This is a genomic window from [Eubacterium] eligens ATCC 27750 (genome assembly GCF_000146185.1).
Lineage (GTDB): Bacteria > Bacillota > Clostridia > Lachnospirales > Lachnospiraceae > Lachnospira > Lachnospira eligens.
On record NC_012780.1, the window covers coordinates 367,384 to 393,893 of the forward strand.

Below are 26,510 nucleotides of genomic sequence, written 5' to 3' on the forward strand. Positions count from 1 at the left end.
TAAACCTTACCTGTATCAGATTATAGTAAGAATTCCAAGTGATTTAAGAAGAAGAAGGAATAAAAGAATTGGAGCAACCCACTTTACCATAACTGTATAAAGGCCCTTTCTTCCCATCTTAATTCCTGTTTTCTCAACTTCATCTATAACAGTCTTTGGCTTAAGTATCCATCCAATAAGGATACATGTTCCTATAGAAACTATTGGCATAAGTACATTATTGCTGACATAATCCATAATATCAAGCACCTGTGCATGTACTCCGTTAGGGAGCTTAATATCAAATAACAGTTTATTATATCCTAAGCATACGATAACTGCAACAGCTATACCAATTACAGTTTCTATTGCTGTAGCCTTGTTTCTGTTTAACTTAAATTCATCCATAAAGCTTGAAACAATAGCTTCCATAATTGAAACTGCACTTGTAAGGGCTGCAAAGAACACCATTGCAAAGAATATTGCACCAATTACATTTCCTGCAAATCCCATAGAATCAAATACTTTAGGAAGCGAAACAAACATAAGACTTGGACCTGATGCTGTCATTCCATCTCTTCCCATGAATACAAATACAGCAGGAATAATCATTACACCTGCAAGAAATGCAACTATTGTATCAAATAGCTCAATCTGGTTAATTGACTTTCCAAGATTAGCATCATCACTTACATATGAACCATATGCAATCATAATACCCATAGCAACACTTAAACTGTAGAAAAGCTGTCCCATTGCGTCCATAAGAACTGTACAGAACTGCTTAACAGTAATTCCTTTCATGTTAGGAATTACATAAGCACCTAATCCCTGTAAACCTGTTCTTGTTGTGCCATCAATGTCTGTATATGAAATTGTAAGTGAATATACAGATACACCAAGAACAAGCACAATAAGTAATGGCATGATAATCTTTGATGATGATTCAATACCACTGTTAACACCACGGAATATAATAAATGCAACAATTATTGTAAACACAAGCATCATTATGATTGGTTCTGCTGTCTGACCGATAAATCCTGAGAAATATCCGTCCTGTGCTGCTGCATGTCCATTACCCGTAATATAAACAAGAAGATACTTAAGTACCCATCCACCGATTGTTACATAGTATGGAAATATCATTATAGGTACAATACACGCAATAATACCCAGTGGCTTCCACTTACTCTTTAACTTGCTGTAAGCTGTAAGCGGACTCTGCTTTGTCTTTCGTCCAATAGCAATTTCTGTTGTGAGTAGAGTAAAACCAAATGTTAATGCTAAAACAATGTAAATAACGAGGAATAATCCGCCTCCATCTTTAGCTGCCAGATAAGGAAATCTCCATATGTTACCAAGTCCTACAGCACTACCCGCTGCTGCAAGGACGAACCCTATAGAGCCCTTGAATGAATTACGATTTTCGTTCATTTCATAACCTTCCCTTTTTTAATATATACTTATAAATTATACCTAATAATATCAAGTCGGTCAACTGTTTAGCAAAAAAGAGACACCGTGTTTACACAGTGCCTCTTCATTAAATATCACATATTAATTATTACCACGATTATCAATCTTGGCAATATCAACTATAGATAATTCCTGATTATTGAATGCATGCTCAAGACTTGATATAAGTGCATGGGCTGTATCAAGACTTGTAAGGCAGTGAACGCCTGTCTCAATAGCATATCTTCTGATAAGGAATCCGTCCTTGGCTCTCTCAATTCCATTCTCTGGTGTATCAATTACAAGGTCAATCTTATGCTCTAAGATAAGGTCAAGAAGTGTAGGTGCTTCCTGTCCAATCTTATTAACCTGAATTGCATGTACGCCATTTTCCTTAAGAACCTTGGCTGTTCCTCTTGAAGCATATATCTTATAACCAAGTGCTTCGAATCTTTGTGCGATATCAATACCATCCTGCTTATCCTTATCTGCCAGAGTCATGATAATCTGTTTATGCTTTGGAAGTCTGATTCCTGCTCCCTCGAATGCCTTATAAAGTGCCTCATCAAAGCTCTTAGATATACCAAGACACTCACCTGTAGACTTCATCTCTGGTCCAAGGCTGATATCGGCGCCTCTGATCTTCTCAAATGAGAATACAGGCATCTTAATTGCATAGTAATCTGCTGCCTTCTGAAGTCCCGGCTCATATCCTAATTCCTTAATCGTCTTACCGATAATAACCTGTGTCGCAAGTTTAACAATAGGAATACCTGTAACCTTACTGATGTATGGTACTGTACGGCTTGAACGAGGGTTAACCTCAATTACATATACCTGGTCATTATATACGATAAACTGAATGTTAATCATACCCTTTACATGAAGAGCTCTTGCAAGTCTTCCTGTATAATCTTCAATCATGTCTACAATCTTAGGTGATATAGACTTAGCTGGATATACTGAAATACTGTCTCCTGAGTGGATACCGGCTCTCTCAATATGCTCCATGATACCAGGAATGAGAATATCCTGACCATCGCATACAGCATCAACTTCGATTTCCTTACCCATAAGGTACTTATCAACAAGGATTGGGTGATCCTGCTTAATTCTGTTGATGATATTCATGAATTCAACTACATCTTCATCAGATACAGCAATCTGCATACCCTGTCCACCAAGTACATATGAAGGTCTTACAAGTACAGGATATCCAAGCTCATTAGCTGCCTTAAGAGCTTCATCAACTGTAAATACAGTCTGTCCCTTAGCTCTTGGAATCTGTGTCTGCTCAAGAATCTCATCAAAAAGCTCTCTATCCTCAGCAGCATCTACATCTTCTGCCTTAGTTCCAAGAATAGGAACTCCCATCTTCATAAGTGCTTCTGTAAGCTTGATAGCTGTCTGTCCACCAAACTGTACAACTGCACCGTCCGGCTTCTCAAAATCTACAATTGATTCAACATCTTCTGCTGTAAGTGGTTCAAAGTAAAGCTTATCAGCAATATCAAAGTCAGTAGAAACTGTCTCTGGGTTATTATTTATAATAACTGTCTCGAAACCTTCTTTTTTGAATGCCCATGTACAATGAACTGAACAGAAGTCGAACTCGATACCCTGTCCGATTCTGATTGGACCAGAACCAAGTACAAGAACCTTCTTCTTATCCTTAGTCTCTACAGCTTCGTTCTCACTGCCATATACTGAATAATAGTATGGTGTTGTAGCTGCGAACTCTGCAGCACATGTATCAACCATCTTAAATGCTGCATGTATATTATACTTGTCTCTTAATTCCTTGATTTCTCTTTCTGTGTGACCTGTTAAATCGCCGATAACATTGTCAGGGAATTCAATTCTCTTAGCTTCTCTTAAAAGGCTCTCTGTAAGAGGTCCTCTCTTAAGAGCATTCTCCATATCAACAATAATCTGGAGCTTATCAATAAACCATAAGTCTATCTTAGTAATATCATGCATCTTGGCTGCAGAAATGTGTCTTCTTAAACCTTCAGCTATCTTCCAGATTCTTCTGTCATCTACAATTGCAAGCTCTTCAAGAAGCTCTTCATCTGTAAGTCCTGTAAAGTCATATGACATAAGGCTGTCAACATGCTGTTCAAGAGAACGTATAGCCTTCATAAGACCACCCTCGAAGTTATTAGAAATACTCATAACCTCACCTGTAGCCTTCATCTGTGTTGTAAGTGTTCTCTTAGCTGAGATAAACTTATCAAATGGAAGTCTAGGAATCTTAACTACACAGTAATCAAGTGCTGGCTCGAAACTTGCATATGTCTTTCCTGTAACTGCATTCTTAATCTCATCAAGTGTATAACCAAGTGCAATCTTAGCTGCAACCTTAGCAATAGGATAACCTGTTGCCTTAGAAGCTAATGCTGATGAACGGCTTACACGAGGGTTAACCTCAATTACACAGTACTCAAAGCTGTCTGGATGAAGTGCATACTGTACATTACATCCACCTGTAATGCCTAATTCATCAATAATTCTTAATGCAGATGTTCTTAACATCTGGTATTCCTTATCAGAAAGTGTCTGTGAAGGAGCTACTACTATACTATCACCTGTATGAACACCAACTGGGTCGATATTCTCCATGTTACAGATAGTAATACATGTTCCGTTGCTGTCACGCATTACTTCGTATTCAATTTCTTTCCAGCCGGCGATACAACGCTCAACTAAAACTTCGCCAACTCTTGAAAGTCTTAATCCATTCTCAAGAATTTCTCTTAATTCCTGCACATTGTTAGCAATACCACCGCCACTTCCACCAAGCGTGTAAGCTGGACGCAAAACTACCGGATAACCAATCTTAGCAGCAAATGCTTCGCCATCCTCAACGTTGTTAACAACAAGTGATGGTGCACATGGCTCACCAATCTTTTCCATAGTTTCCTTGAACATAAGGCGGTCTTCTGCCTTCTTGATTGTAAGTGCAGTTGTACCGATAAGCTTTACATTATGCTCCTCAAGGAAGCCTGTCTCTGCGATTTCCATTGCAAGGTTAAGTCCAGCCTGTCCACCAAGTGTAGGTAAGATGCTGTCTGGCTTTTCCTTTAAGATAATCTGCTTTAATGCTTCAACTGTAAGAGGCTCAATATATACCTCATCAGCAATATCTTTATCTGTCATAATAGTAGCAGGGTTTGAGTTAACCAGTACTACTTCAATTCCTTCCTCTTTAAGAGAACGGCATGCCTGTGTTCCGGCATAGTCAAATTCTGCTGCCTGACCAATAACGATTGGACCAGAACCTATAACTAATACTTTCTTAATACTCTCAATCTTTGGCATGTTCTTAGTCCTCCTTCTTCATCATATCCATAAATCTGTCAAACAGGTACGCTGTATCCTGTGGACCTGCGCAGGCTTCTGGATGGAACTGTACTGTGAATATATTCTTACCAACATATTCAAGTCCCTCATTAGTCTTATCATTAACATTCTCAAATGCAGGTACTGCAACCTTACTGTCTAATGTGCTTTCATCTACAACATAACCATGATTCTGTGATGATATATAACATTTGCCAGTCTTTAAATCCTTAACAGGGTGGTTAGCACCTCTGTGTCCGTACTTAAGTCTGTGAGTATCAGCTCCTGTAGCAAGTGCCATAAGCTGATGTCCAAGACAGATTGCAAATATTGGTACATTGCTGTTATACAGCTTCTTAATTTCTTCAATTATCTCTACACATTCCTTAGGATCTCCAGGACCGTTAGATAACATAATTCCATCAGGATTAGATGCAAGAATCTCTTCTGCCTTAGTATATGCAGGATATACTGTAACTTCACAGCCTCTGTTATTAAGTGATCTTGCAATATTCTTCTTTGCTCCAAAGTCCATAAGAGCAACCTTAGGTCCTTTTCCTGTAAGGACATACTTTTCTGAACATGTAACCTTTCTTACAACACCCTTAACACTGTACTCCTTAATCTTAGGAAGTACCTCATCAAGATTGTAATTCTCATTAGTTGTAATCATACCGTTCATAGTACCCTTTTCTCTTAGTATCTTAGTAAGGGCTCTTGTGTCAATCCCACAAATACCTGGGATATCATTATCAAGAAGGAATTTCTGGATAGGATCTTCATTTCTGAAGTTGCTTGCCATTCTGGAAAGCTCACGTACAATATATCCATCTGGCCATGCTTTCTGGGATTCCATATCCTTATAGCACACTCCGTAATTACCGATAAGAGGATATGTCATTGTTACTGCCTGTCCTGCGTATGAAGGATCAGTCAGCACCTCCAGATATCCTGTCATAGATGTGTTAAAGACAATCTCACTAATAACTTCGCGGGTCGAACCTATGCTGGTTCCTTCAAAGACCGTTCCATCTTCAAGTATCAAAAATGCTTTCATGAATGCCACCTTAATTCCTTTCGTTTATTTAATTTAATCATATGCCAAGAGACGCTAAAATGACTTTTGCGCAAAAAAAAAGACACAAAAATGCCTTTTTTCTCTCAAACTTTACAATATGTTACCATAGTTAAATATAATTTTCAAGCAAATATTTAACTATGTTTTGCATAAAAATGCATACTTAAATGTATATACTGAATATAACAGCCCATAACAGTTCCAAACCTTTTTAAGACCTGTTATGGGCGGCATAATAAATTATCTAATCTGTGTTATTACCTGATCATTAACTGTCCATATCTGTATGCATTTATCATCCGGCACATTCCTTCCTCCATCACTCCCACCAATGCCATATTCATCAAACCAGTTCTTGGCATTATTATACACAGAATCATTTATAAGTTCTTTATTATATATACTGCTTGAAACTTTCAGACATATTCTCTTTTTCTTCGACCACTGTGCATATATATTATATATACCTCCATCGTCATCCACCAGCTTTGAAACAACAGCACCCTTTTCATATCTTGTTCCATCCCCATCCCTGTCAGAATTCCATGAATCAAGATTATATCCCGGTCTTAAAAGTTCATTAGGAAGATGATTATCCTGCTCATAACCTGTTACAATTATTGTATCATTTCCATATCCGCCATTGACATCAATACCAATGCTATATGAGTTTTCTTTCCACACAGCATTTAAATTCACTATATCTCCATCTATATAAGATAATGTATTTCTGGCATTTTTATATGGCATTATTAATGTGTCATCATTCTTTTTCCAGCATGTTCCTGTCCACCCTGAAATTCCATATATATCAGAAACTTCCGGAAGCTCTCCTGTTCTGTCAAACACAAACATCCTTTTATAGTACCCCGATTCATCCCACTGCCAGCCTGCAGCACTTCTGTTTTCCAGATTCCCGCTGGCATCTTGTGGTTTATTCCCATACAAATGAACCTCATAAACTATCGGGCGTATATAAATATTAACAATTACATCAGCTGGTACAGTACCACTAAATTCTCCACTACAATCCCCATCAACTTTCCAGCCCGGATTAGTATTTACACTGATTGAATATATAGAATCTCCTGTTATTTTTTCTGAATATTCATACACAGAATTCTTCTCTCTCTGACCATTAATGTCTATGTTCATTCTTGCATGACTGTTATAGCTTTCTTCCTTCTTCCACTCTTCATTATCAGACAAGTAAAATATATTAACCTTAACATCATAGTCACAGCGCTTCCACTTTGCCTTTATCGTAATGTTTTTATCTGTATAAGCACCGATATCAACCCGTACACCTGCTGCTCCAAAATCATTATATGATTTCCCTGCACCATAAACTTCCCAACCTTCAAATATATAGCCTTCTCTGTAAACTCCATTAATCCTTACATATGGAGTCACACCCACACAGTCATAACAATTAGAAACAGTTGTTCCATCTTTAGGTACAGAAGCATTATAACCTTTTATTGTGTGATATTTTCCATATTTATCAGCCAGATATTCACCTATCCTCAGATCTTTAAACCACTTCCCGGCATTGGGTCCCCTGTCTTCCTGTGATTCATAATATATATCTGTGCATTTACCACCACCTAAATCAATGGTTATACTATGTTCAACTTTATACTCATCCACTGCTGCAAATATAGCAGCTCCCGTTGCACACACTGCAATAATAAAAAATATGACTCCAATAGTAATTTTTCTTTTCAAATGTTTCATAGAATTCTCCTCATACATGCTCACAATTCACACATGGCAGCATCCGAAAAATTCATAAAACAAAATACGCGCATAACAGAATACCTTTACAGATATTATATTACCACGCGTATTTATATTATGTAAATATTAAAATTGTTTTTAATAAATTTTTAATCTTTTATCTCCATCTGGCCTATATACTTCCATGTGCTTCCATTATCTGAAGACTGGTATTTTGCTGCTGTTTTACCATCATTATACATGCCATTCTTTCCCTGTGTAAGATAAATAGTTATTAATCCCGTAGAATCAACAACCGGCACTAATGCTTCTTTGTATACGTCATTCCATTTCAGTTGTTCTGTTGATTCTGATGTTCCATATGTCGTTCCGCTGTCAGATTTTGTTTCCTGGTTCTGACTATTTGCTGCCGAACTATCCAGTTCCTGTGCTTCAAGCATCACCTTTGCAAATGTTTTTCCACCGTCATCAGTCTTATATAAATTGCTGTCCATGCCATCTACATAATCATAACAGAAAAAGCCGACATCCGCAGAAACATAAACAACTCCCTTTATAATATTAGTAGCAGGGCCGCTTCCCACCATGTCCCAGCTTTCACCTCCATTAGAGGTCTTATATATCTTTGATGATTCATTAGTGTCATTACTTTTAGCATATCCACATACAACAACTCCGTTATCAGAATCAAAGAACTTCACATAATAATAATCAGCATTATATATATTATCAAGTTCACATGTAGTCCAGTTTTCTCCCTTATCATCAGAATAAATAACTGTAACCGGAACCTTAGTACTGTTAGCGGTCTTCCCTCCATAAACAAATGCTGTTTTACCTGTTGTTATCATATAACTATCCTGTTTCAGGCTTGTTGTACTGTTATCTTCATATAAAAGATATGAATACGATACAGGTACAGTTATATATTTCTCGCCGCCATCATATGTAACATATAAAGAATTCTCTTTTATAGCATAATTAGCAAGCTCGTCCTTATTGGAATTAGTCGTGACCTCTGTATCGCCACCAGAATCAATACCAAGATTAGCATAATACTGTTTTAATCCATAATCTTCTGAACTCATCATAGATGTAACATAAAGTGTAGATGTTCCATTAAAATTATCGTCCATATAAAATGTCACAACCCATTCACATTTAAGTACCCCATTATCCATTATTCCATCCCATGATGAAAAATAATCAGAATTTGTATCCTGTGGTACAATCCAAAATGACAGAAGCACTGTATTACTTGCAGAATCAAGCATAGTGACTGAATCCAGACCATATTTTCTTACAGCCATGGAATATGAAATATATTTCTGCCTGAACTGGCTTATATATCCATCAAACCATTCCTTCGAAAGTTCTTTGATATTTCTTTCTGAATAGCCCTCATCATCAGCGCCAACATCTACACTGAATGTATATCTTGACTTTATATCCAGCTTTCCCATGTGATATCTTGAAATATAGCTGTATATAAAAATACCAATAACAATCAGGCAGAATACTACCAGAACACCATATGTAAGCATTCTTGTCTGAAATCTCTTACTTTTCTGGTTCATAGCTGCCTCCTGTCATTAAAATTCTCTTTTATTATGCATTGCTTCTCTTATAATCACCCTGTAATATTTATACCACCACAAGAAGTACATGGCACCAGCTCCAAGCACCAGCATAATTACAATCACAAACGGATGAATGGCATATATCCATGTTGCTGATACACTTCTGTTAAGCACCGGCAGACCATACGCAAGAAGAACACATATTGCCATAATTGTACCATTAAGCACACTTCTGTTCTCATATATTCCTCTAAAATGATCAAATGCTATAATTGCAAACATCTCTCCTATCGGTCTTGAACATACTGTAAGAATACACAGCATAAGACTGTTAAGCACCGGCACCTGGAAAATCATAAGAATTATAAAATAGAACACAAATTCTGTCACTATTTTGTATATGAACTTTCCAAGAAAATTCATGTATGGGCTTACGAGCATTACCCTTATCATAAGATAATCCCTGTCTCCCATTGCAAAAATCGTGGTATTTGAAAAGCTTCCACATATAGTTGATAGCATTACAAAAAGATAAATTATAGTTGTATCCTGATGAAGCTTAATCAACGGGAAGAAATGTGCCATAATCATATATGGAATAAACATAAACAGCCATACATACAATAATTTTCTTATAAACTCCCATAACAGCATAATTAGCTGCGATATAATTCCTACTGCCATCCTGCCCTTTGACTTTTCACCAAAGGCATCCTCCTTTATATGCTTTTTCACTAAAGGAAGACTCTTTATCAGACGTATACCTCCCTCTGTACCCTCATAGTATCGTAATATTTTCTCAGCAAACAGCTTTCTAAATAATCTCATTGTCTGCCTCCCCAAGTATATCTAATACAGCCTTCTTAATTTCAGGAATCTGCATCGTCTCATATGAAATCAGATTAAGTTCTCCATTATTAAGCACAAGCACATCCCGTGAAATCCTGTGTGCAATATCAAGAAGTCCTGTTGACATTAATATAATATGTTCATCCTTCACCTCATTAAGCACGTCGAGCATATCATCAATATATTCTTCAGTACAATAATCAAGAGCCTCATCAAACATCATCACATATGGCTTCTGTATAAGAAATGCCGCAAGCTGCAGTCTTTTCTTCTCTTCAAAGCTATAATCTCCAATATGCTTATCCCTTATTTCTTGTGAAAGCTTAACCTTTTCAAAATAGTACTCCGGTTCTTCGCTATTCTTATTCATATCGCATAGCATGCTTATAAACTGATATCCTGTTATAAGCATAGGCAGAACGCTCTGTTTTGCGGCAAAAAACAATGTACTTTTCTCCTGAGTCTTAACCTCGCCTGAGTCCAGAGAAATATCCCCTGCTATACACTCAAAAAGAGTAGTTCTTCCGGCACCCGGACCTCCAAGAATAGGATATATCCCACCTTTATTAAATATATATTCAACATCAGTAAGAATCTCTGTCTTACCAAAACTTTTCTTCAAATGATTCAAATGTAACATTTATAAATCTCCTGCATCCAATGTGTCATATCATTATATTACATATTTATTTGGTTTGTAAACCTTCAAAACCTTATTATATTGCATTTATTCAGCAACAATGATATAATCTTGAAATATTTTGCTAATAATATAAAAAAATGTAGAGGTGTACAGTATTGAAAGATTTTTTTAAAAGAAAAGGCTGGAGAATATGCTTTGCAGCATATATATTTATATACCTTCCATGGTTTTCAACTCTTGAAAAAGTAATTAACAGTGATTATCCCGGGCTTCATATCATCAATATTCCTTTTGATAATATGATACCTTTCTGTGAATACTTTATAATTCCATATGTATTATGGTTTTTATATGTGGTTGCAGCTTGCATATATATGTATTTTAAGGCAGATAATAAAGAATTCATACAGTTTGCGTTATCACTCATAATCGGTATGTCACTCTCTCTTACTATATGCATGATATATCCTAATGGTCTTACATTAAGACCTGATTATATCCCTGATAACTTCTGTGGAAAGATAATCAATGCACTATATACAATAGATACTTCAACAAATGTATTTCCAAGTATACATGTATACAACTCACTGGCAGTTAATTTTGCATTACTGCGTTGCAAAGCTTTAAAGGGACATATAATAACAAAGACATTATCTTCCATTCTTTGCATCCTTATATGCCTTGCAACCGTATTTTTAAAGCAGCATTCTGTAGTCGATGTAATCGGAGCAATAATTCTTTATATCGTTCTTTACATTTTCATATATGTTATTGACTACAGCCGGTTAAAGAAAGCTTAGTGGATTCTCTTTAAACATTTTGAAAGAAGTTCTATAAGAAGAACTACAACAAATAATACAATAAGAATTGAGCCAACGGCGTCCCATCTGTAATTGTTCATGTAGACAATCAGTGGGGCGCCGATTCCGCCTGCTCCAACAAGTCCTAATGTACTTGCCGATCGCACATTCACATCCAACCTGTACATCACAGCATCCTTAAACTGAATCTTAAGCTCAGGTACTGCCACATACCGTAGTCTTGCTATGAATCCTGTTCCTGCACATTTGCACGCATTCCACGCCGCCATGTTCCAGTTGTCAACCGCAACTGTAAATCTCTTTGTCAGAAGTCCAATACTGCACATCATCATTGTAAGCACCCCGGCAAAGCTGCCAGGTCCCGTAACCCTTATGAATATAAGTCCATACACATACACAGGTACAGTTCTTATTGCCATAACAACAAGCCTGCCAATAAAAGCCACCGGTGCCGGAACGAATTTTCTAGAATTAATAAGAGTAAGTATTGCTGCAAACACTGCTCCGGCACATGTTCCCGCAACTGCGATTGCAATAGTTTCAAGCATAAGATACATAACGCCACTCTTTCCGGTCATAAACATGTATTCCCAGTCCGGATGTGTAATTCCGTGCATAATCGCACCAACAACCTTAATACCAAGCTTTGATGTTGATACATCTTTAACTGCACTGAGACTGTATACAAAAAATACCATGATACATACACTTATAATCACATTTGCAGTTGTATTTCTCTTAATACGTCCATCAAGATATGCTTTCAGGAATGTGCTAATTCCCTCAATCACAAGCACTGCGACAAAAAGCATAACAAGAATCATTCCAACCCTGCTGTATTCACGCCAGCTTATCTTTTCATTAAGCAGTAGTCCTATTCCACCTGCACCTACATAGCCAAGTATTGCCGCATGTCTTATATTAGCTTCCAGTACATAAAGCGAATTGCTAAGATATCCCGGCAGCAGTTCAATAATAACTGTCCGTGAAAATGCTTTAAATTTTCCTGCTCCTATAGCTGTAACTGCTTCATATGGCTTCAGTGTCAGGCTTTCAATATCCTCACCACCAATTCTTGCCATTACAGCCCATGTCGATACAGCTATTGCAATCGTACCCGCTGCCGCACCAAGTCCCCATATAAATGTTGCTACAAGTGCGAGTATAAGCACAGGAATTGTTCTTACGCACTGTACAATAACTCTCACTACAATCCTTACATAAGGCTTCTTAATAAGATTACCTGCATATAAAAATGCTGTAAAAAGTCCAAACACAGCACCAATAAATGTACCCGCAATCGACATCTGCACAGTCTTAATAAGTGGTTCTATAATCTTACCACAATATCCTGTATCTGGTGGGAACATTCTTTTTATAAATAATAAAGCCTGACTGCCTCTCTTTATAATTACATTCATATCAAAGCCTGTTACAGCAAAACAGAATATTATTATAAAAAGCATTACCAGTGCCGTAATTCTTCTGATAACCTTCATTCTATTCATGCTTTTCATACACACCACCATATATGAATTCAATATTCTCATCTGTTACCTCTGACGACTTTTTATCAAGTACAAGACTGCCATCAGCAATTCCTATAATTCTGTCTGATTTCTTCAACGCAAGCTCTACCGAATGACTGTTCATAATAACTGTTATATTGTACTGCCTGTTAAGCTGTACAAGAATATCAGTAATCTGTTCTGCACTATATGGGTCTAGCGAAGCAACCGGTTCATCCGCAAGAATGATATCAGGCTTCTGCATTAGTGCCCTTGCAATTGCAACTCTCTGTTTCTGTCCTCCTGAAAGTTTTCCCGCATATGAATACATTTTTTCAGATAATCCCACTACTTCAAGCTGCTTCCTTGCATATTCCTTCTGTTCCTTAGTAAATATGCCAAAAAGTGCCTGAAAAGCATTTCTATCTGCCAATGCCCCATTAAGCACATTGTCTAAGCAGGTAATTGTATCAACAAGGCAGAAATCCTGATATATAGTGCCTATTGTTTTCTGAATATCTCTTTTCTTTCTTCCCTTAAGCTTTGTAAAATCCTGGTTATCAATAATAATACTGCCTGCAGACGGTTTAATCATTCCATTAAGCAAGCGAAAAAGAGTGGTCTTTCCAGCACCACTCTTTCCAATTACTGATATGAATTCTCCCTGTTCTACTGAAAAACTAATGTTATCAAGGGCTTTGTCTCCACCTTTATATAATTTACTCACACTGTCTATCTGTAACATATATATTGTCCTCCCAGACAGCTTAAAGGTGAATTATTTCTTTAACATATTCTGTGCCGCACGCTCTGCATCATAATCAGAGCTTTGGGCATACTGATATCCAATATGGCTTAATACATTCAAAACTTTAAGTCCGTCTTCACTTTTTCCTATATTAATACAAGCATCTGCAAATGCTTTCTTAAAGCCTTCTGACATAATATCTGAATTCTTACTAACACATATTGTATCATCCATTATCTGATCTGTCACTGCCAAAACTGCAGTCTGTTTATAACAATCATCTGTACCACCGAATTTGCTCATCCAGTTAGCTGCATATTTTGCTCTCATATGTGCAAATCCGACAATAACATCAACCTGTCCTGCTGCAAGCCTTGACATAGATGTTGTATACGAATCAGACTGTACGACATTGGCAAGGTCACTTATCTGCTTCCCATAATTATTGTAAAGCCACAGACTTGGGTATATATAACCTGATGCTGATGAAGCACCCATTACAGCCCATGTTGCACCATTCAAATCATCCCATGTAAGCTTCTGTCCTGCATTGACCTTGGCAGCAAGCTCCTGTCCCTTAGCACTTGGTCCTGCAAGAATTATTGAACGATAATATGTTGTAAGATTATCTGTAAATGCTTCCTCCGTTCCATCATTCCAGTCCTTGGCATTAAGAGAATCCTTGTTAATAGCTTTTCTCTGTGCAGTAAGCAGAACATCACAGTCATCATCATATGTAACATAAGTTCCGCCAGAAATAAATCCTGCATCTGCTGTTCCGGCACTTAAAGCTTCTCCTACTGCACTGTAAGAAGTTCCTACTGTAATCTCAACATTGCCTACATTATACCCCTGTGTAGCAAGTTCATCTTTAATCATGCCGCCAAGAGGCTCAAGTCCTGTAAGCAGCGTATCAGCATCCTGATACGGTGCAATCATTATTCTGAATGTATCAATATCCTTAGAATCTTCTTTAGTTGTATCTTTTCCACAGCCTGTCAGCCCTGCTGATAATCCCATGCAAAATGTCGCTGTAAGTAACACAGCCATTCCTTTTTTCAAATATTTTGTTAATTTCATTATTTTGTCTCTCTTCCAATTTCCTTTAACATATTCTTATCGCTTCTAATTGTAGCACATGCAACAGTAGTAAGCATATTACCTGTAATAGTAGCAGACGCACCAGACTGAAATGCCTTGATTCCGTCTCCTGTAAGAAGTGCTCTTCCTGCACCAAGTCTTATATCAGCCTCCGGGTTAATATATCTAAAGAATGCTATTGTTCTTAATATCTCAGGCTCAGTAAGTCTTCTCTCATTCTCAAGAGGTGTACCCTTAATTGGCATAAGTGCATTAAGAGGAATAGAGTCAACTCCAACTTCCGCAAGACTTATTGCCATATCAAGTCTGTCTTCCCAGTCTTCGCCCATTCCTATTATACCACCTGAACATGCCCACATACCTTCTGCTTTTACAAGCTTTAAAGTTTCAATCTTCATATCATATGTATGTGTAGTGCATATATTAGGGAAATTTCTTCTTGAAGTCTCAATATTATGGTGATAACTTGTAACACCTGCTTCATGAAGTCTGTGAAGCTGCTCAGCATTAAGAAATCCCATAGATGCACACAGCTCAATATCACATTCTTTATTCATAATTTCATAAGCATGAACAGCCTTTTCAAATTCCTCACCGGTAAGAGCTTTTCCAGCCGTAACAATCGAGAAACGATCAACACCTTCTGACTCATTCAGCTTACATGCCTTTACAATATCCTCTTCTGGAAGAAAATCATACACTTCACAATCTGTATGGTTATGTGCTGACTGTGCACAGTACTTACAGTCTTCTGGACATTTGCCACTTCTTCCATTAATTATAGAACATAAGTCAACCTTATCCCCAACAAAATGCTTTCTTATTCTGTCCGCACCCACGCAAAGCTCATCTAAGTCACAACTAAGGAAAAATGTTAAATCATCCTGTCTTGTAATTCTTCTTCCATTAATAATCTCTTCAGCCAGTTCTAATGGTGTCATAATTGATATACCTCTTTTTAAAATTTTTATTTGATTATAGAACTGAAAATAGCGAATGTCAACAAGTTGCATCTTCCAGTTGACATTCGCTATATGTAATTACCCGCTGATATTCTTTATCTATTACCTATATCTGCCATATCATGTATAACATCAGATATATTTTCTACTGTTGAGGTTATTCTGTTATTAAGATCTGTACAGCTCTTAGCAAGCTTTCCTACCTCTAATGCTACAACTGAAAAGCCTTTTCCCGCCTCACCGGCTCTTGCAGCCTCAATAGATGCATTAAGTGCAAGAATATTCTGCTTTCTCTGTATGCCATCAAGCTGCTTGGTATTCTCCTTGATATCTCTCACATACTCTTCACAGCTCTTAACACCACCTGTAAGCTTTGTAATCAATTGTCCATTGTACTTAGAATTATATTCTGAATTAATAAAATTATTAAGTACTGCTCCTAGCAGGTTAGCTGCTGCATTAATCTCCGTCTCTGTTCTTACTGTAACTTTTCCTAACGCCTCAATATACTCATCCTCATTAATACCCAGTTCTCTTGCAACGCCTCTGAATTTCTCTTCATCTGGATGCTCAGGTAAAACCTGACCTCCGATTACAGAGCCAAGCACTGTACCATCGCTTAACTTAAGCGGAATACCAAAATCCACAAGTCCAGCATGGCAATGATATACACCTTGTCCTTCAGCATCACATTTTTCACATCTTCTGCATCCTTCCTTACTTCCTCTGGTAAGCTTCATACAGAAATCTGTAAAGTTGTAACATTCGGAAATATACTTCCCATCAGCTCCAACTGCAACCGTAGCTAATCCTGTTGCCACAGCCCAGTCAGACATAATTGATTCAAATTTCTCCATATCAGCAAAATCTTGAATCTTCATGCTTAAACCACCTCTTTTTCAATTGTTACATGTATTGATTGAATAAATTTTAACAAATAAGACCTCTAAAGTCAATGAATATGAGTAATTAGCAACATTTTTATGTACTGGCTCTGTATTAATGATGGAACAGTCTCATTCCTGTAAAGCACATAGCCATTCCACGCTTATTGGCTGTTTCAATAACCTGATCATCTCTTACAGAACCACCAGGCTGTGCTACATACTTAACGCCTGACTTATATGCTCTTTCTATATTATCTCCAAATGGGAAGAATGCATCTGAACCGATTGTTACATCAGTATTGCCTGCTAGCCATTCCTTCTTTTCCTCTGTTGTAAATACAGATGGTTTCTCTGTGAATACTCTCTCCCAGTCATTGAGAATATCTTCATACTCATCACCAATATAAAGGTCAATTGCATTATCTCTGTCAGCACGGCCTACGCCTTCCTTAAATGGAAGATTAAGGACCTTTGGATTCTGGCGGAGATACCAGTTATCTGCCTTCTGTCCTGCAAGTCTTGTACAATGGATTCTTGACTGCTGTCCTGCTCCGATACCGATTGCCTGTCCATTCTTAACATAGCATACAGAATTAGACTGTGTATACTTAAGTGTTATAAGTGCAATAATCATATCAATCTTAGCTGATTCAGGAATTTCCTTGTTCTCTGTTACAACATTTGATAAAAGCTCCTTATCAATAACGAACTCATTTCTTCCCTGCTCAAATGTTACGCCAAACACCTGCTTTCTCTCGATTGGTTCAGGCTTATACTCAGGGTCAATCTTAATGATATTATAATTACCCTTCTTCTTAGACTTTAATATCTCAAGTGCCTCCGGTTCATAGCCAGGTGCAACAATACCATCTGAAACCTCATGCTGGATAAGCTTTGCTGTAGCAACATCACATACATCTGATAATGATATGAAATCACCGAAAGATGACATTCTGTCTGCGCCTCTTGCTCTTGCATACGCACATGCGATTGGGCTTAATTCTCCGATTGCTTCATCAACCCAGTAAATCTTCTTCTCGACATCTGTAAGAGGAAGTCCTACTGCTGCACCTGCTGGAGATACATGCTTGAAAGATGTAGCTGCTGGAAGTCCTGTAGCCTTCTTTAATTCCTTAACAAGCTGGTATCCGTTAAATGCATCAAGAAAATTAATATATCCTGGTCTGCCGTTAAGAATCTCTACAGGAAGGTCACTTCCGTCTTCCATAAATATTCTTGAAGGCTTCTGATTAGGGTTGCATCCGTATTTTAACTGAAATTCGTTCATATTCTTTCTCCTTAATTACTTTACATTCTTGTTAATAATTCTTGTTTCGTATTCACCTGTAGCAATATCAATATATCTTACAAAAAGTGAAACCTTGTTATCTGCATTAAGATTATCCCAGATCATCTGTGTGAATTCTTCAATATCACCTGATATCTTAACCCATGTAGGTTCTCCCTCATAGCTTGGAAGTGGATTGCCATCACCCATATATGTATGGATATAATGTCCTTCTCCTGCAAATGCTGCATCATATGTATATGTGTGTCTTTCACAGATGTCAGGATTACCATTATGGCTCTTTAATATTGACATTGCATATGAATATTCATTATTCTCAACATGAAGCACACTTGAAATTCTTGGCGTATAGTTAGGTGCATCATGCTCATATTTTCTTACTCTTAAAGATTCTTCAAATGTTTTTCCTTCTGAAAGGCCATCATAAACCGTATCAGTCTGGTCTCCATTAGTAACTATAGTATTATTGCCAAGTACTCTTACAGGGGCATAGATAATAAGCTCTGGTGCAACTAAAAGTGTTGATGGGTCAAAAGCTTCTGTTCTGATACCCTCTCCGTCCTGTACAAATACACGGTTACGGCTGCTCTCGCTTCTTCCCATAATAAAGTAAGCTGAAACTGCCTTCTTACCATCCTCTGACATACCGGCAACAATTCCTCTGCCCGGATAAGCACATCCTGATAATTCCTCTGAAAGGTTCTTAATTGTCATAACTGACCTCCTGTTAAATGTGATGACTGCGTTCGCTCTTCATGGTTCTTTTTCGCGAGTAGCGAAGATGCCAGAATTTCATTCTGGCATTGTCGCGGTGCTCCTCGAATATCCGTGAAAAATCCCCAATCCATGCAAGCATGATTGTGAATTTTCACTCCTATTCTCATCGCTACTCGCGCAAAAAAACCGACCATCTGGGAACGCAGCTTATAGCTTAACGTTGCCCAGGCGGTCGGCTTTTTTAATATAAACTGTACTCCCTGTGGGTTATCCCACAATGCCCATAAGGCATCTTCCGCCAGTTGTACAGCACTTATTAATAACATACAACAAAATATGTTAAATTGCAACACCATTCTTCTTAAGAAGTTCTCTTGCTGATTCAACTGAATCAACACCTGTTGCATTCTTAATTGGTGCAAATTCCTTTTCTCTTACTACCTCAAATGGCAGGCAACTGTCAAGCTCATGAATCATATCAAGAACAAGACCCTCAAACTTATATCCATTAGGCTTTTCCGGCTTAACAAGATCACCATTCGCATCAATATATGGAATCTTCTTCTCAACAATATGTAAAGGAAGATTCTTTCCAACAATTCTTTCAAGATCAGAAACCCTGAACAGATAGTTAAGAATAACTCCAAAATTATATGCAGGGTCGCCTTTTGCATTCTTAGCATCCATCATCTCTTTAGTAAGTTCATAATACTCAACAATAGAAGGCTTGCCATCTTCAAGGCACATAACACCTACCTTCTCATCAGGAGCTGCTTTTCTTACAACCTTAGAACCAACTGCACAGTGCTTTTCAATTGTAGCACCGATAAATACAGGGTCTGCAATTCTCTGAAGAACATTGTCAACAGCGAATACATTCAGCCACTCAATTCCGTTCTTCTCAAGAACCTCTGTTAATCCAGCCTTCTTTAAAGAGATATACCATCCACCATTACCATTAGGTGATGTAGCCATTCTTCCCTTTTCTTCAAGGTATATCTTACCTTCATAATCAGTAGCTGCTGCCATCTCCTGCTTGAAGAAATGTACATATTCACTCTTATATCCAAAGAAATCCTTTTCTTCAAAGAAAGAAACTGTAGCATCATTATTCTTCTCACTTGTCATAACAAATAAATGTATATAAGTTCCTGTTTCCTTAACAACATCCATAAGATTATTAATAAGGCACTCGAATATATAAAGTTCCTTGTTAACACCTACATTATACATTCCTTTAGGATTATCAGAACCAAGTCTTGTTCCCATTCCACCTGCAAGAAGAATTGCTCCAACCTTTCCGGCCTTAATTGCTTCTACACCTGTATTCTTAAATGTATCATAGTCTGCTTCTATCTCATCAAGTTCCATTGCATCAAGAGGTGTAATTTCACCTTTCTTAACAAGCTCAGACTTATGTTCAATTGCCGATAAAACTTCCATATCAGTCTTATCAATCTGTTCAAGAAGTGCTACCTTCTCATCATCTGATAATTCATCATAATATCTTAATATCTGTTCCTGACCGTACTTTGAAAGCTTAAGCTTTGCTTCTTCTAAATTCACTCTAATTTCCTCACTTATCTAATAACTTATTGTCTGACGACATCTTCATAATTCTAACACATTAATAGTTTCCAAGCAACTTAATTGACTCAGCTTCCTCTTCAATACCTCTTAATGCATTCATAACTCTTGGATCATCAATATTACCTGTAAAATCAACAAAGAAACGGAAATTCCATCTCTTTCCCTCTACATTACCCTCAATTGGTCTTGATTCAATCTTATTCATATTAAGACCATTATATATAATATGACTTAAAAGATTATATAGAGTGCCTGCTTCATTAGCTGTTTCAAACACAATACTCATCTTCTGTGCATTCTTAACAAACTTTCTTGTATTAGTAACAATAACAAATCTTGTTGTATTGCCCTCCTGATCTGTAATTCCAGACTTTAAGATATCAAGACCATAAAGCTCTGCTGCTTCCTTACTCGCAATGGCAACATGGGTCTTATTATGCTCCTGAAAAATCATCTTTGCTGCAAGTGCTGTATTAGCCTGACTTATTCTCTGCCAGTCCTTGTGAGTATCTAAGAATCTGTCACACTGCATAAGTCCCTGTGGATGTGAATATACAGCAGTTACATTTTCAAGGTCAGTTCCCGGAAGTCCAAGTAACAAATGTTCAATTTTAACATAAGTTTCTGCTATTATGTAATTATTATATTCCTGTAACAAATCATACACATCAGCAACAATTCCGGCATTGGAATTCTCTATAGGAAGAACCGCATAATCAGCTTTCCCCTGCTTAACTGCTTCCATGCACTCTCTCCATGTAGGAACATTGAAATTATCAACATCCTTGCCAAAGAAATTAATCATGGCAGCATATGAATATGCACCTGGAACTCCCTGATATACTACCTTGCAATCTTTCTTATTAATCTCATCAATAGCCTCATATGGCTCTCTTAAAGTCTGTCCCATCTTTTCAAGAAGCATATACTGATTCTTTCTTGAGTTAGCCATAATCTGTGCAAACAGGTCATCAATAGCATGCACATTATCAGGATTCTTAACAAGCTTCTTGACAGATTCTAACTTAGCTTTCTCGCGTGCCGGATCAAGAACCTTCTTTCCTGTCTCAATCTTATATTCTGCAACCTCAGTTGTCAGTTTCATTCTCTCTTCAAACAGTTCTACAAGCTGACTGTCGATTTTATCAATATTATTTCGTATTTCATTAAGGTCTAACATATACTTCTCCTCTTTAAAGCGATGTATTATTCTTATTGTATCACATTTTTAATGATATGCAATAAATGTACTTTATGTTATACTTAAGAAAATGTTCTTAAATAATGTACATAAGGGAGTAGTGATAACATATGAAAAAAGCCATCACAATAAGTGTAATAACCATTATAGGATTATTACTTGCAGTATTAATATTTCTATCTATACGAAGCAGCCGCCTCGTATACAACAATGACAATGCTATTGGCAATTCGGCAGGTAACCTCAATAACGGGGGTTTGTTCTGCGAGTACAATGACAAAATATATTTTGCCAATCCATACGATTATAACAAATTATATGTAATGAATTCAGACTGCACTAATGCCATGAAATTAAATGATGACAGTGTCGCATCCATCAATGTCTGTGGCAGTTACATATATTATGTCAAGAATAATTTCAAGCAGGAAACCATTGGAACAATATTCAGGGGACAGCTATTCGGTGTTTACCGCTGTGACCTAAACGGCGAGTCATTGAAAGCATTATACGACAGTCTTTCCGGAACAATAGCCTTATCTGGTAACTCGTTATATTACCAGCATTATAGTGATACAACGCCTCTGGCTTTCCATAAAGTAGACATTGCAGGAAAGAAGGATACCAAAATTTCTGACACACCTTACTCACCTGCGTGCGTCCATAACGGAACAATATATTTTTCTGATCCTGTCGGAAAACACAACATATTAAGTTACGATACCAAAACTGATAAAACCTCTGTATTATATGATTGCAATTCATATCTTGCAGATGTTGAGAACGGCTATGCATATTATATTGACTTAAGTAAAAACTATTCACTTGTAAGACTTAATACATCTAACAAAACTCTTGAATTATTGTATGGAGAAAAAGGAAACAAAGTCGTTAATTATAATGTGTATGGAAACAAAATATTTTTCCAGGTAGAAAGCACAGATGGAATGACAGGCCTTTACAGGATGAATATTGATGGAACACAGATTGAAACTATTGCTATAGGCAATATTACCAACATTCACTGCACATCAAAATACACATTTTTCCAGTATTATGAAGATCAGGGAGTCCTTTACAGAGTAAGCACAAGTGGTGCTGATACATCTGTTGAACAGATTACTATCAAATAACATTTTTATAAATATCATATAAAATGATGCCCCGCACTTTCAAATCAGTGCAGGGCATTTATTATATCTTACTCTTCAGTTTTCTCTTCTTCAATCTTAATTGAAAGCTCATCAAGCTGCTTAGCATCTACAACATCAGGTGCATTAGTAAGGAGACAAGTTGCATCCTTTACCTTAGGGAAGGCAATAACATCTCTGATTGAATCTCTCTTAGCCATAAGCATTACAAGTCTGTCAAGGCCATAAGCAAGTCCTGCATGTGGAGGAACACCATACTTGAATGCGTCAAGCAGGAATCCAAACTTTTCATTAGCAACTTCATCTGTAAGTCCAAGCGCCTTAAACATTCTGCTCTGAACATCAGCCTGATGGATTCTTACTGAACCACCACCGATTTCTGTTCCGTTAAGAACAATATCATAAGCCTTTGCACGAACTGCACCAGGATTAGTCTCAAGCATATCAAGATCCTCATCCATAGGCATTGTGAATGGATGATGCATAGCAACATATCTTTCTTCTTCATCTGACCATTCAAACTGTGGAAACTCTGTTACCCATAAGAACTTATAATCAGACTTATCAAGAAGTCCCATTTGATTAGCAAGTTCTACTCTTAAAGCACCTAGTACATTCCATACAATCTTATTTCTGTCAGCAGCGAATAAAAGAAGATCCCCTGCTTCACCATCCATAGCCTTAACAAGGGCATTCATCTGATCCTCTGTCATAAACTTTGCAAATGATGACTTATATGAACCATCTTCGTGAATTGCAATATAAGCAAGACCTTTTGCACCATATCCCTTAGCAAAATCAACAAGTGCATCAATCTTCTTACGAGGCATGCTTCCCTGTCCCTTTGCGTTGATTCCTCTTACAGAACCGCCATTCTCAAGTGCTCCCGTAAATACTCCAAAGCCACAATCCTTAACAATATCTGATACATTCTGTAATTCCATACCAAATCTTAAATCAGGCTTATCAGAACCAAATCTGTCCATAGCTTCCTGCCATGTCATTCTCTGTATTGGAAGCTTTACATCAACATCAAGAACTTCCTTAAAAAGGTATGCAAGAAGTCTTTCATTAACATCGATTACATCATCAACATCAACGAATGATAATTCCATATCTATCTGTGTAAATTCAGGCTGTCTGTCTGCTCTTAAATCCTCATCTCTGAAGCATCTTGCAATCTGCATATATCTGTCATAGCCAGAACACATAAGCATCTGCTTAAAGAGCTGTGGTGACTGTGGAAGCGCATAAAACTTACCTGGATGAATACGGCTTGGTACAAGATAATCTCTTGCTCCCTCTGGTGTAGACTTGGTAAGCATAGGTGTTTCAATCTCTAAAAAGCCTTCATTTGCAAGAAATGCTCTTGTAAGAGTTGCAACCTTGCTTCTCATAATAATATTAGACTGGATATCAGGTCTTCTAAGATCAAGACATCTGTACTTAAGTCTGATATCTTCCTTAGTCTGGATATTTTCCTCTATTGGGAACGGAGGTGTCTCTGACTCTGAAAGAATTCTTAAAGTCTTTGCAGCAATCTCAATGTCACCTGTCTTTAAATTCTCATTAACAGCACCACTTCTCTTAATAACTTCACCCTCAACAGCGATTACGAATTCATTACGAAGTGTATATGCCTTGTCGAAGCCTTCCTTACCAATTATATTTTCATCAAAAAGAATCTGAAGGATTCCACTTCTGTCTCTTAAATCAACAAAAATAAGTGAACCAAGATTTCTTCTCTTGGCAACCCAACCCATTACAGTAACCTTCTTACCAATATCAGCCGATGAAACCTCTGTACATCTGTGCGATCTCTTTAAGCCAACCATTGACTCTGCCATCTTACTTTACCTCTTTCCTGTAATTAAATACTAATCTGCGAAGGATAGAATATCTTCAAGACTAAGACTATCTAAATCTATCTTACTATTTCTTATTATCTCAAATGTTTCTTCCTCGTGAATCATTCGCTGAAACTCAATAAACACCCTCATATCAAGATTCTTAATCTCTTCAATAAGAATATTCACAGCCGTATCAATGTCAAATGCTTTCCTATACGGTCTTTCTGAAATCAGCGCAGCAAATTCATCTGTCACCTTAAGAATTCTTGCACCCAGTGGAATATCTGTTCCTTTAAGATTATCAGGATAGCCACTTCCATCATAGCACTCATGGTGATAGAGAACAACTTTCATTATATTATCTGAATAATCATAATTTTTCAATACATCAAAGCTGATTTTAGAGTGCATTCTCATATATTTCATCTCTTCGACTGATAATTCGCCAGAATTTCTGCCATATAAGTATTCTGATAATTTAAGTTTTCCAATATCATGCAACATTCCAGCTATTTTTAATTCATGGCACTCACTATCCGTAAGTCCCATTCTCTTAGCAAGCATATATGTAAGATTTGCCACAAGAATCCCATGCTGAACGCCGCTTTTAAAATCTTTTAAAATATATTCAAGCAGTTCTTCATTGTTAATATTATTATGTCCCATAGGTAGACTCCCTGCTGCCCTTATAGTATTTCTGTATAAATTCCTTTGCCGGAAGCGGCTTGTCAAAATAAAAGCCCTGAATAACATCGCAGCCATAAGATACGACTGTATCAAGTTCTTCCTTTGTCTCCACACCTTCAAAAACAAGCTCATAATTTACCATTTTAAGCATCTGGATTAACGACTTAATAACCTGTCTTCCCTTATCATTCTTCAATGACCTGCTTGCAAAAACGCGGTCAAACTTAATAACATCAGCAGGAATATTAGCAATCTGATTTAGTGACGAATAACCCGAACCAAAATCATCAACATTTATTCTGAATCCCTGCTTTCTCAATGCATTAATTGCATCTGTCATTGCATCCAGTGCATCTATAAATGTTGTCTCTAAAATCTCCAGTTCAACAAGTGATGCATCTATATCATATTTTTGCTGAAGCTCCATCACATAACCAAGCAAGCCATCGCTTGTGAACCTCTGTCTTGATATATTGACAGATATAGGAACCGGGCGGATTCCATTATTAATGCATTCACGCTGAAATGCAAATGTTTTATCCAGCATGATATCATCAAGCTTTTCAATCATTCCTGTATGTTCAAGTACCGGAACAAACCTTACAGGTGGAATCAGCTCTCCCTCCTTGTTTCTCATTCTTACGAGAGCTTCAGCACCCACAGCTTTTCCTTCAGACACAGAAATCTTTGGCTGTAAAAATATCTCAATCCTGTTCTCATTATATGCATGCACGAATTCATTAGACATATCCATATGTTCAAGGTATTCATTACAGTTATCTTCAGAATATATGCAACAATGGATATCAAATCTTCCTTTAGTTGATTTCTTTGCCAGATTTGCCCTGTCTACCGCCATTCTCACATCAAGTTCATGGTTATCATAAAAATAAAGTCCTACATAAACATGCTGGTATACAAGTGGGTATCGTTCTGATAATTCTGCCTCAAACTTCTCATTCTTTTTTGTAATATAACTAACAACATCTTCCTGAGTCATTCCATCCACATTATATGCTCCCCTGAACTGGTCAAATCCAATTCCGTGAGCAGCTAGGCACAGTGGTTCATTAATAAAATAATAATCCGCTATGTCCTGCATTACTTTATCACCCTCATCCATACCGTAAAAATCATTAATGTACTTAAAATTACTTATGTCCAGAGCCAGTAGAACAACACTATGTTCATTCTTATGTATAATATCTTTAACCTTATTATTAAACACATTATGCCCTGCCATCCCAAGATAACAGTTTTCCATATACCCCCCTCTTTTCTTAAAATATATCACATGCCTTAAATA

At 37.2% G+C, this 26,510-nt stretch carries 21 protein-coding genes and 1 riboswitch; of the genes, 2 read left to right on the forward strand and 19 right to left on the reverse strand.

Features of this window, described 5'->3' with window-relative positions; genetic code table 11:
- Positions 1-15 precede the first annotated feature (15 nt).
- The 7 genes from EUBELI_RS12235 to EUBELI_RS12265 form a co-directional block, all read right to left on the reverse strand.
- Entirely contained in the window at positions 16-1,416 is a 1,401-nt protein-coding gene (locus EUBELI_RS12235; RefSeq protein WP_012740682.1) for a sodium-dependent transporter, read from the reverse strand.
- A 123-nt stretch (positions 1,417-1,539) separates the two neighbouring features.
- Positions 1,540-4,758, reverse strand: coding sequence for a carbamoyl-phosphate synthase large subunit (gene carB, locus EUBELI_RS12240; RefSeq protein ID WP_012740683.1), 3,219 nt, complete (start codon positions 4,756-4,758; stop codon positions 1,540-1,542).
- Between the two features lie 4 nt (positions 4,759-4,762).
- A complete protein-coding gene (locus EUBELI_RS12245) occupies positions 4,763-5,836 on the reverse strand; it encodes a carbamoyl phosphate synthase small subunit (protein ID WP_012740684.1) in 1,074 nt (357 codons plus the stop codon).
- Between the two features lie 261 nt (positions 5,837-6,097).
- The gene (locus EUBELI_RS12250) at positions 6,098-7,594 is read right to left on the reverse strand and encodes an InlB B-repeat-containing protein (RefSeq protein WP_041688939.1); all 1,497 of its coding nucleotides are present in this window, start codon (positions 7,592-7,594) and stop codon (positions 6,098-6,100) included.
- Between the two features lie 152 nt (positions 7,595-7,746).
- Entirely contained in the window at positions 7,747-9,174 is a 1,428-nt protein-coding gene (locus tag EUBELI_RS12255; protein WP_012740686.1) for a WD40/YVTN/BNR-like repeat-containing protein, read from the reverse strand.
- 15 nt (positions 9,175-9,189) lie between these two features.
- Positions 9,190-10,005 (reverse strand): hypothetical protein, encoded by an 816-nt coding sequence (locus tag EUBELI_RS12260; RefSeq protein WP_012740687.1) that lies wholly within the window; start codon positions 10,003-10,005, stop codon positions 9,190-9,192.
- On the reverse strand, positions 9,992-10,666 hold the full coding sequence (locus tag EUBELI_RS12265; protein ID WP_012740688.1) for an ATP-binding cassette domain-containing protein: 675 nt from the start codon (positions 10,664-10,666) through the stop codon (positions 9,992-9,994). Before EUBELI_RS12265 ends, EUBELI_RS12260 begins: the two co-directional genes overlap by 14 nt.
- 158 nt (positions 10,667-10,824) lie before the next feature.
- Between EUBELI_RS12265 and EUBELI_RS12270 the strand changes: the two genes are divergently transcribed.
- On the forward strand, positions 10,825-11,472 hold the full coding sequence (locus EUBELI_RS12270; protein ID WP_012740689.1) for a phosphatase PAP2 family protein: 648 nt from the start codon (positions 10,825-10,827) through the stop codon (positions 11,470-11,472).
- Here EUBELI_RS12270 and phnE read toward each other — a convergent pair.
- The 9 genes from phnE to EUBELI_RS12325 all read right to left on the reverse strand — a co-directional run bounded on the left by phnE (position 11,469) and on the right by EUBELI_RS12325 (position 21,495).
- A complete protein-coding gene (gene phnE / locus EUBELI_RS13815; RefSeq protein WP_012740690.1) occupies positions 11,469-13,010 on the reverse strand; it encodes a phosphonate ABC transporter, permease protein PhnE in 1,542 nt (513 codons plus the stop codon). The genes EUBELI_RS12270 and phnE overlap by 4 nt on opposite strands.
- Positions 12,994-13,746 (reverse strand): phosphonate ABC transporter ATP-binding protein, encoded by a 753-nt coding sequence (phnC, locus tag EUBELI_RS12285; protein ID WP_012740691.1) that lies wholly within the window; start codon positions 13,744-13,746, stop codon positions 12,994-12,996. Before phnC ends, phnE begins: the two co-directional genes overlap by 17 nt.
- A 33-nt stretch (positions 13,747-13,779) precedes the next feature.
- Positions 13,780-14,829, reverse strand: coding sequence for a phosphate/phosphite/phosphonate ABC transporter substrate-binding protein (locus EUBELI_RS12290; RefSeq protein WP_012740692.1), 1,050 nt, complete (start codon positions 14,827-14,829; stop codon positions 13,780-13,782).
- Positions 14,829-15,791, reverse strand: coding sequence for a biotin synthase BioB (bioB, locus tag EUBELI_RS12295; protein ID WP_041688940.1), 963 nt, complete (start codon positions 15,789-15,791; stop codon positions 14,829-14,831). The genes EUBELI_RS12290 and bioB overlap by 1 nt, the downstream gene beginning before the upstream one ends.
- Before the next feature lie 116 nt (positions 15,792-15,907).
- Positions 15,908-16,693, reverse strand: a complete 786-nt coding sequence (locus EUBELI_RS14855; RefSeq protein WP_012740694.1) for a PocR ligand-binding domain-containing protein — start codon at positions 16,691-16,693, stop codon at positions 15,908-15,910.
- 118 nt (positions 16,694-16,811) lie between these two features.
- Positions 16,812-17,987, reverse strand: a complete 1,176-nt coding sequence (locus EUBELI_RS12305) for a phosphoribosylaminoimidazolecarboxamide formyltransferase (RefSeq protein WP_012740695.1) — start codon at positions 17,985-17,987, stop codon at positions 16,812-16,814.
- 15 nt (positions 17,988-18,002) lie between these two features.
- Complete coding sequence (locus EUBELI_RS12310; protein ID WP_012740696.1) at positions 18,003-18,722, reverse strand: IMP cyclohydrolase; 720 nt, start codon at positions 18,720-18,722, stop codon at positions 18,003-18,005.
- 218 nt (positions 18,723-18,940) lie between these two features.
- Positions 18,941-19,041, reverse strand: a riboswitch (ZMP/ZTP riboswitch).
- A 23-nt stretch (positions 19,042-19,064) separates the two neighbouring features.
- On the reverse strand, positions 19,065-20,291 hold the full coding sequence (locus tag EUBELI_RS12320) for a UTP--glucose-1-phosphate uridylyltransferase (protein WP_012740698.1): 1,227 nt from the start codon (positions 20,289-20,291) through the stop codon (positions 19,065-19,067).
- Between the two features lie 61 nt (positions 20,292-20,352).
- Positions 20,353-21,495 carry a bifunctional chorismate mutase/prephenate dehydratase gene (locus EUBELI_RS12325; protein WP_012740699.1) on the reverse strand — a complete coding sequence of 381 codons (1,143 nt, stop codon included), beginning with the start codon at positions 21,493-21,495 and terminating at the stop codon, positions 20,353-20,355.
- A 131-nt stretch (positions 21,496-21,626) separates the two neighbouring features.
- Between EUBELI_RS12325 and EUBELI_RS12330 the strand changes: the two genes are divergently transcribed.
- On the forward strand, positions 21,627-22,649 hold the full coding sequence (locus EUBELI_RS12330; protein WP_012740700.1) for a DUF5050 domain-containing protein: 1,023 nt from the start codon (positions 21,627-21,629) through the stop codon (positions 22,647-22,649).
- A 68-nt stretch (positions 22,650-22,717) separates the two neighbouring features.
- Here EUBELI_RS12330 and aspS read toward each other — a convergent pair whose 3' ends face one another.
- The 3 genes from aspS to EUBELI_RS12345 are packed head-to-tail and all read right to left on the reverse strand — an operon-like array spanning position 22,718 to position 26,468.
- Entirely contained in the window at positions 22,718-24,514 is a 1,797-nt protein-coding gene (gene aspS, locus EUBELI_RS12335; protein WP_012740701.1) for an aspartate--tRNA ligase, read from the reverse strand.
- Between the two features lie 30 nt (positions 24,515-24,544).
- Positions 24,545-25,183 (reverse strand): HD domain-containing phosphohydrolase, encoded by a 639-nt coding sequence (locus EUBELI_RS12340; protein ID WP_012740702.1) that lies wholly within the window; start codon positions 25,181-25,183, stop codon positions 24,545-24,547.
- The gene (locus EUBELI_RS12345; RefSeq protein WP_041688941.1) at positions 25,173-26,468 is read right to left on the reverse strand and encodes an EAL domain-containing protein; all 1,296 of its coding nucleotides are present in this window, start codon (positions 26,466-26,468) and stop codon (positions 25,173-25,175) included. The genes EUBELI_RS12340 and EUBELI_RS12345 overlap by 11 nt, the downstream gene beginning before the upstream one ends.
- Positions 26,469-26,510 lie beyond the last annotated feature (42 nt).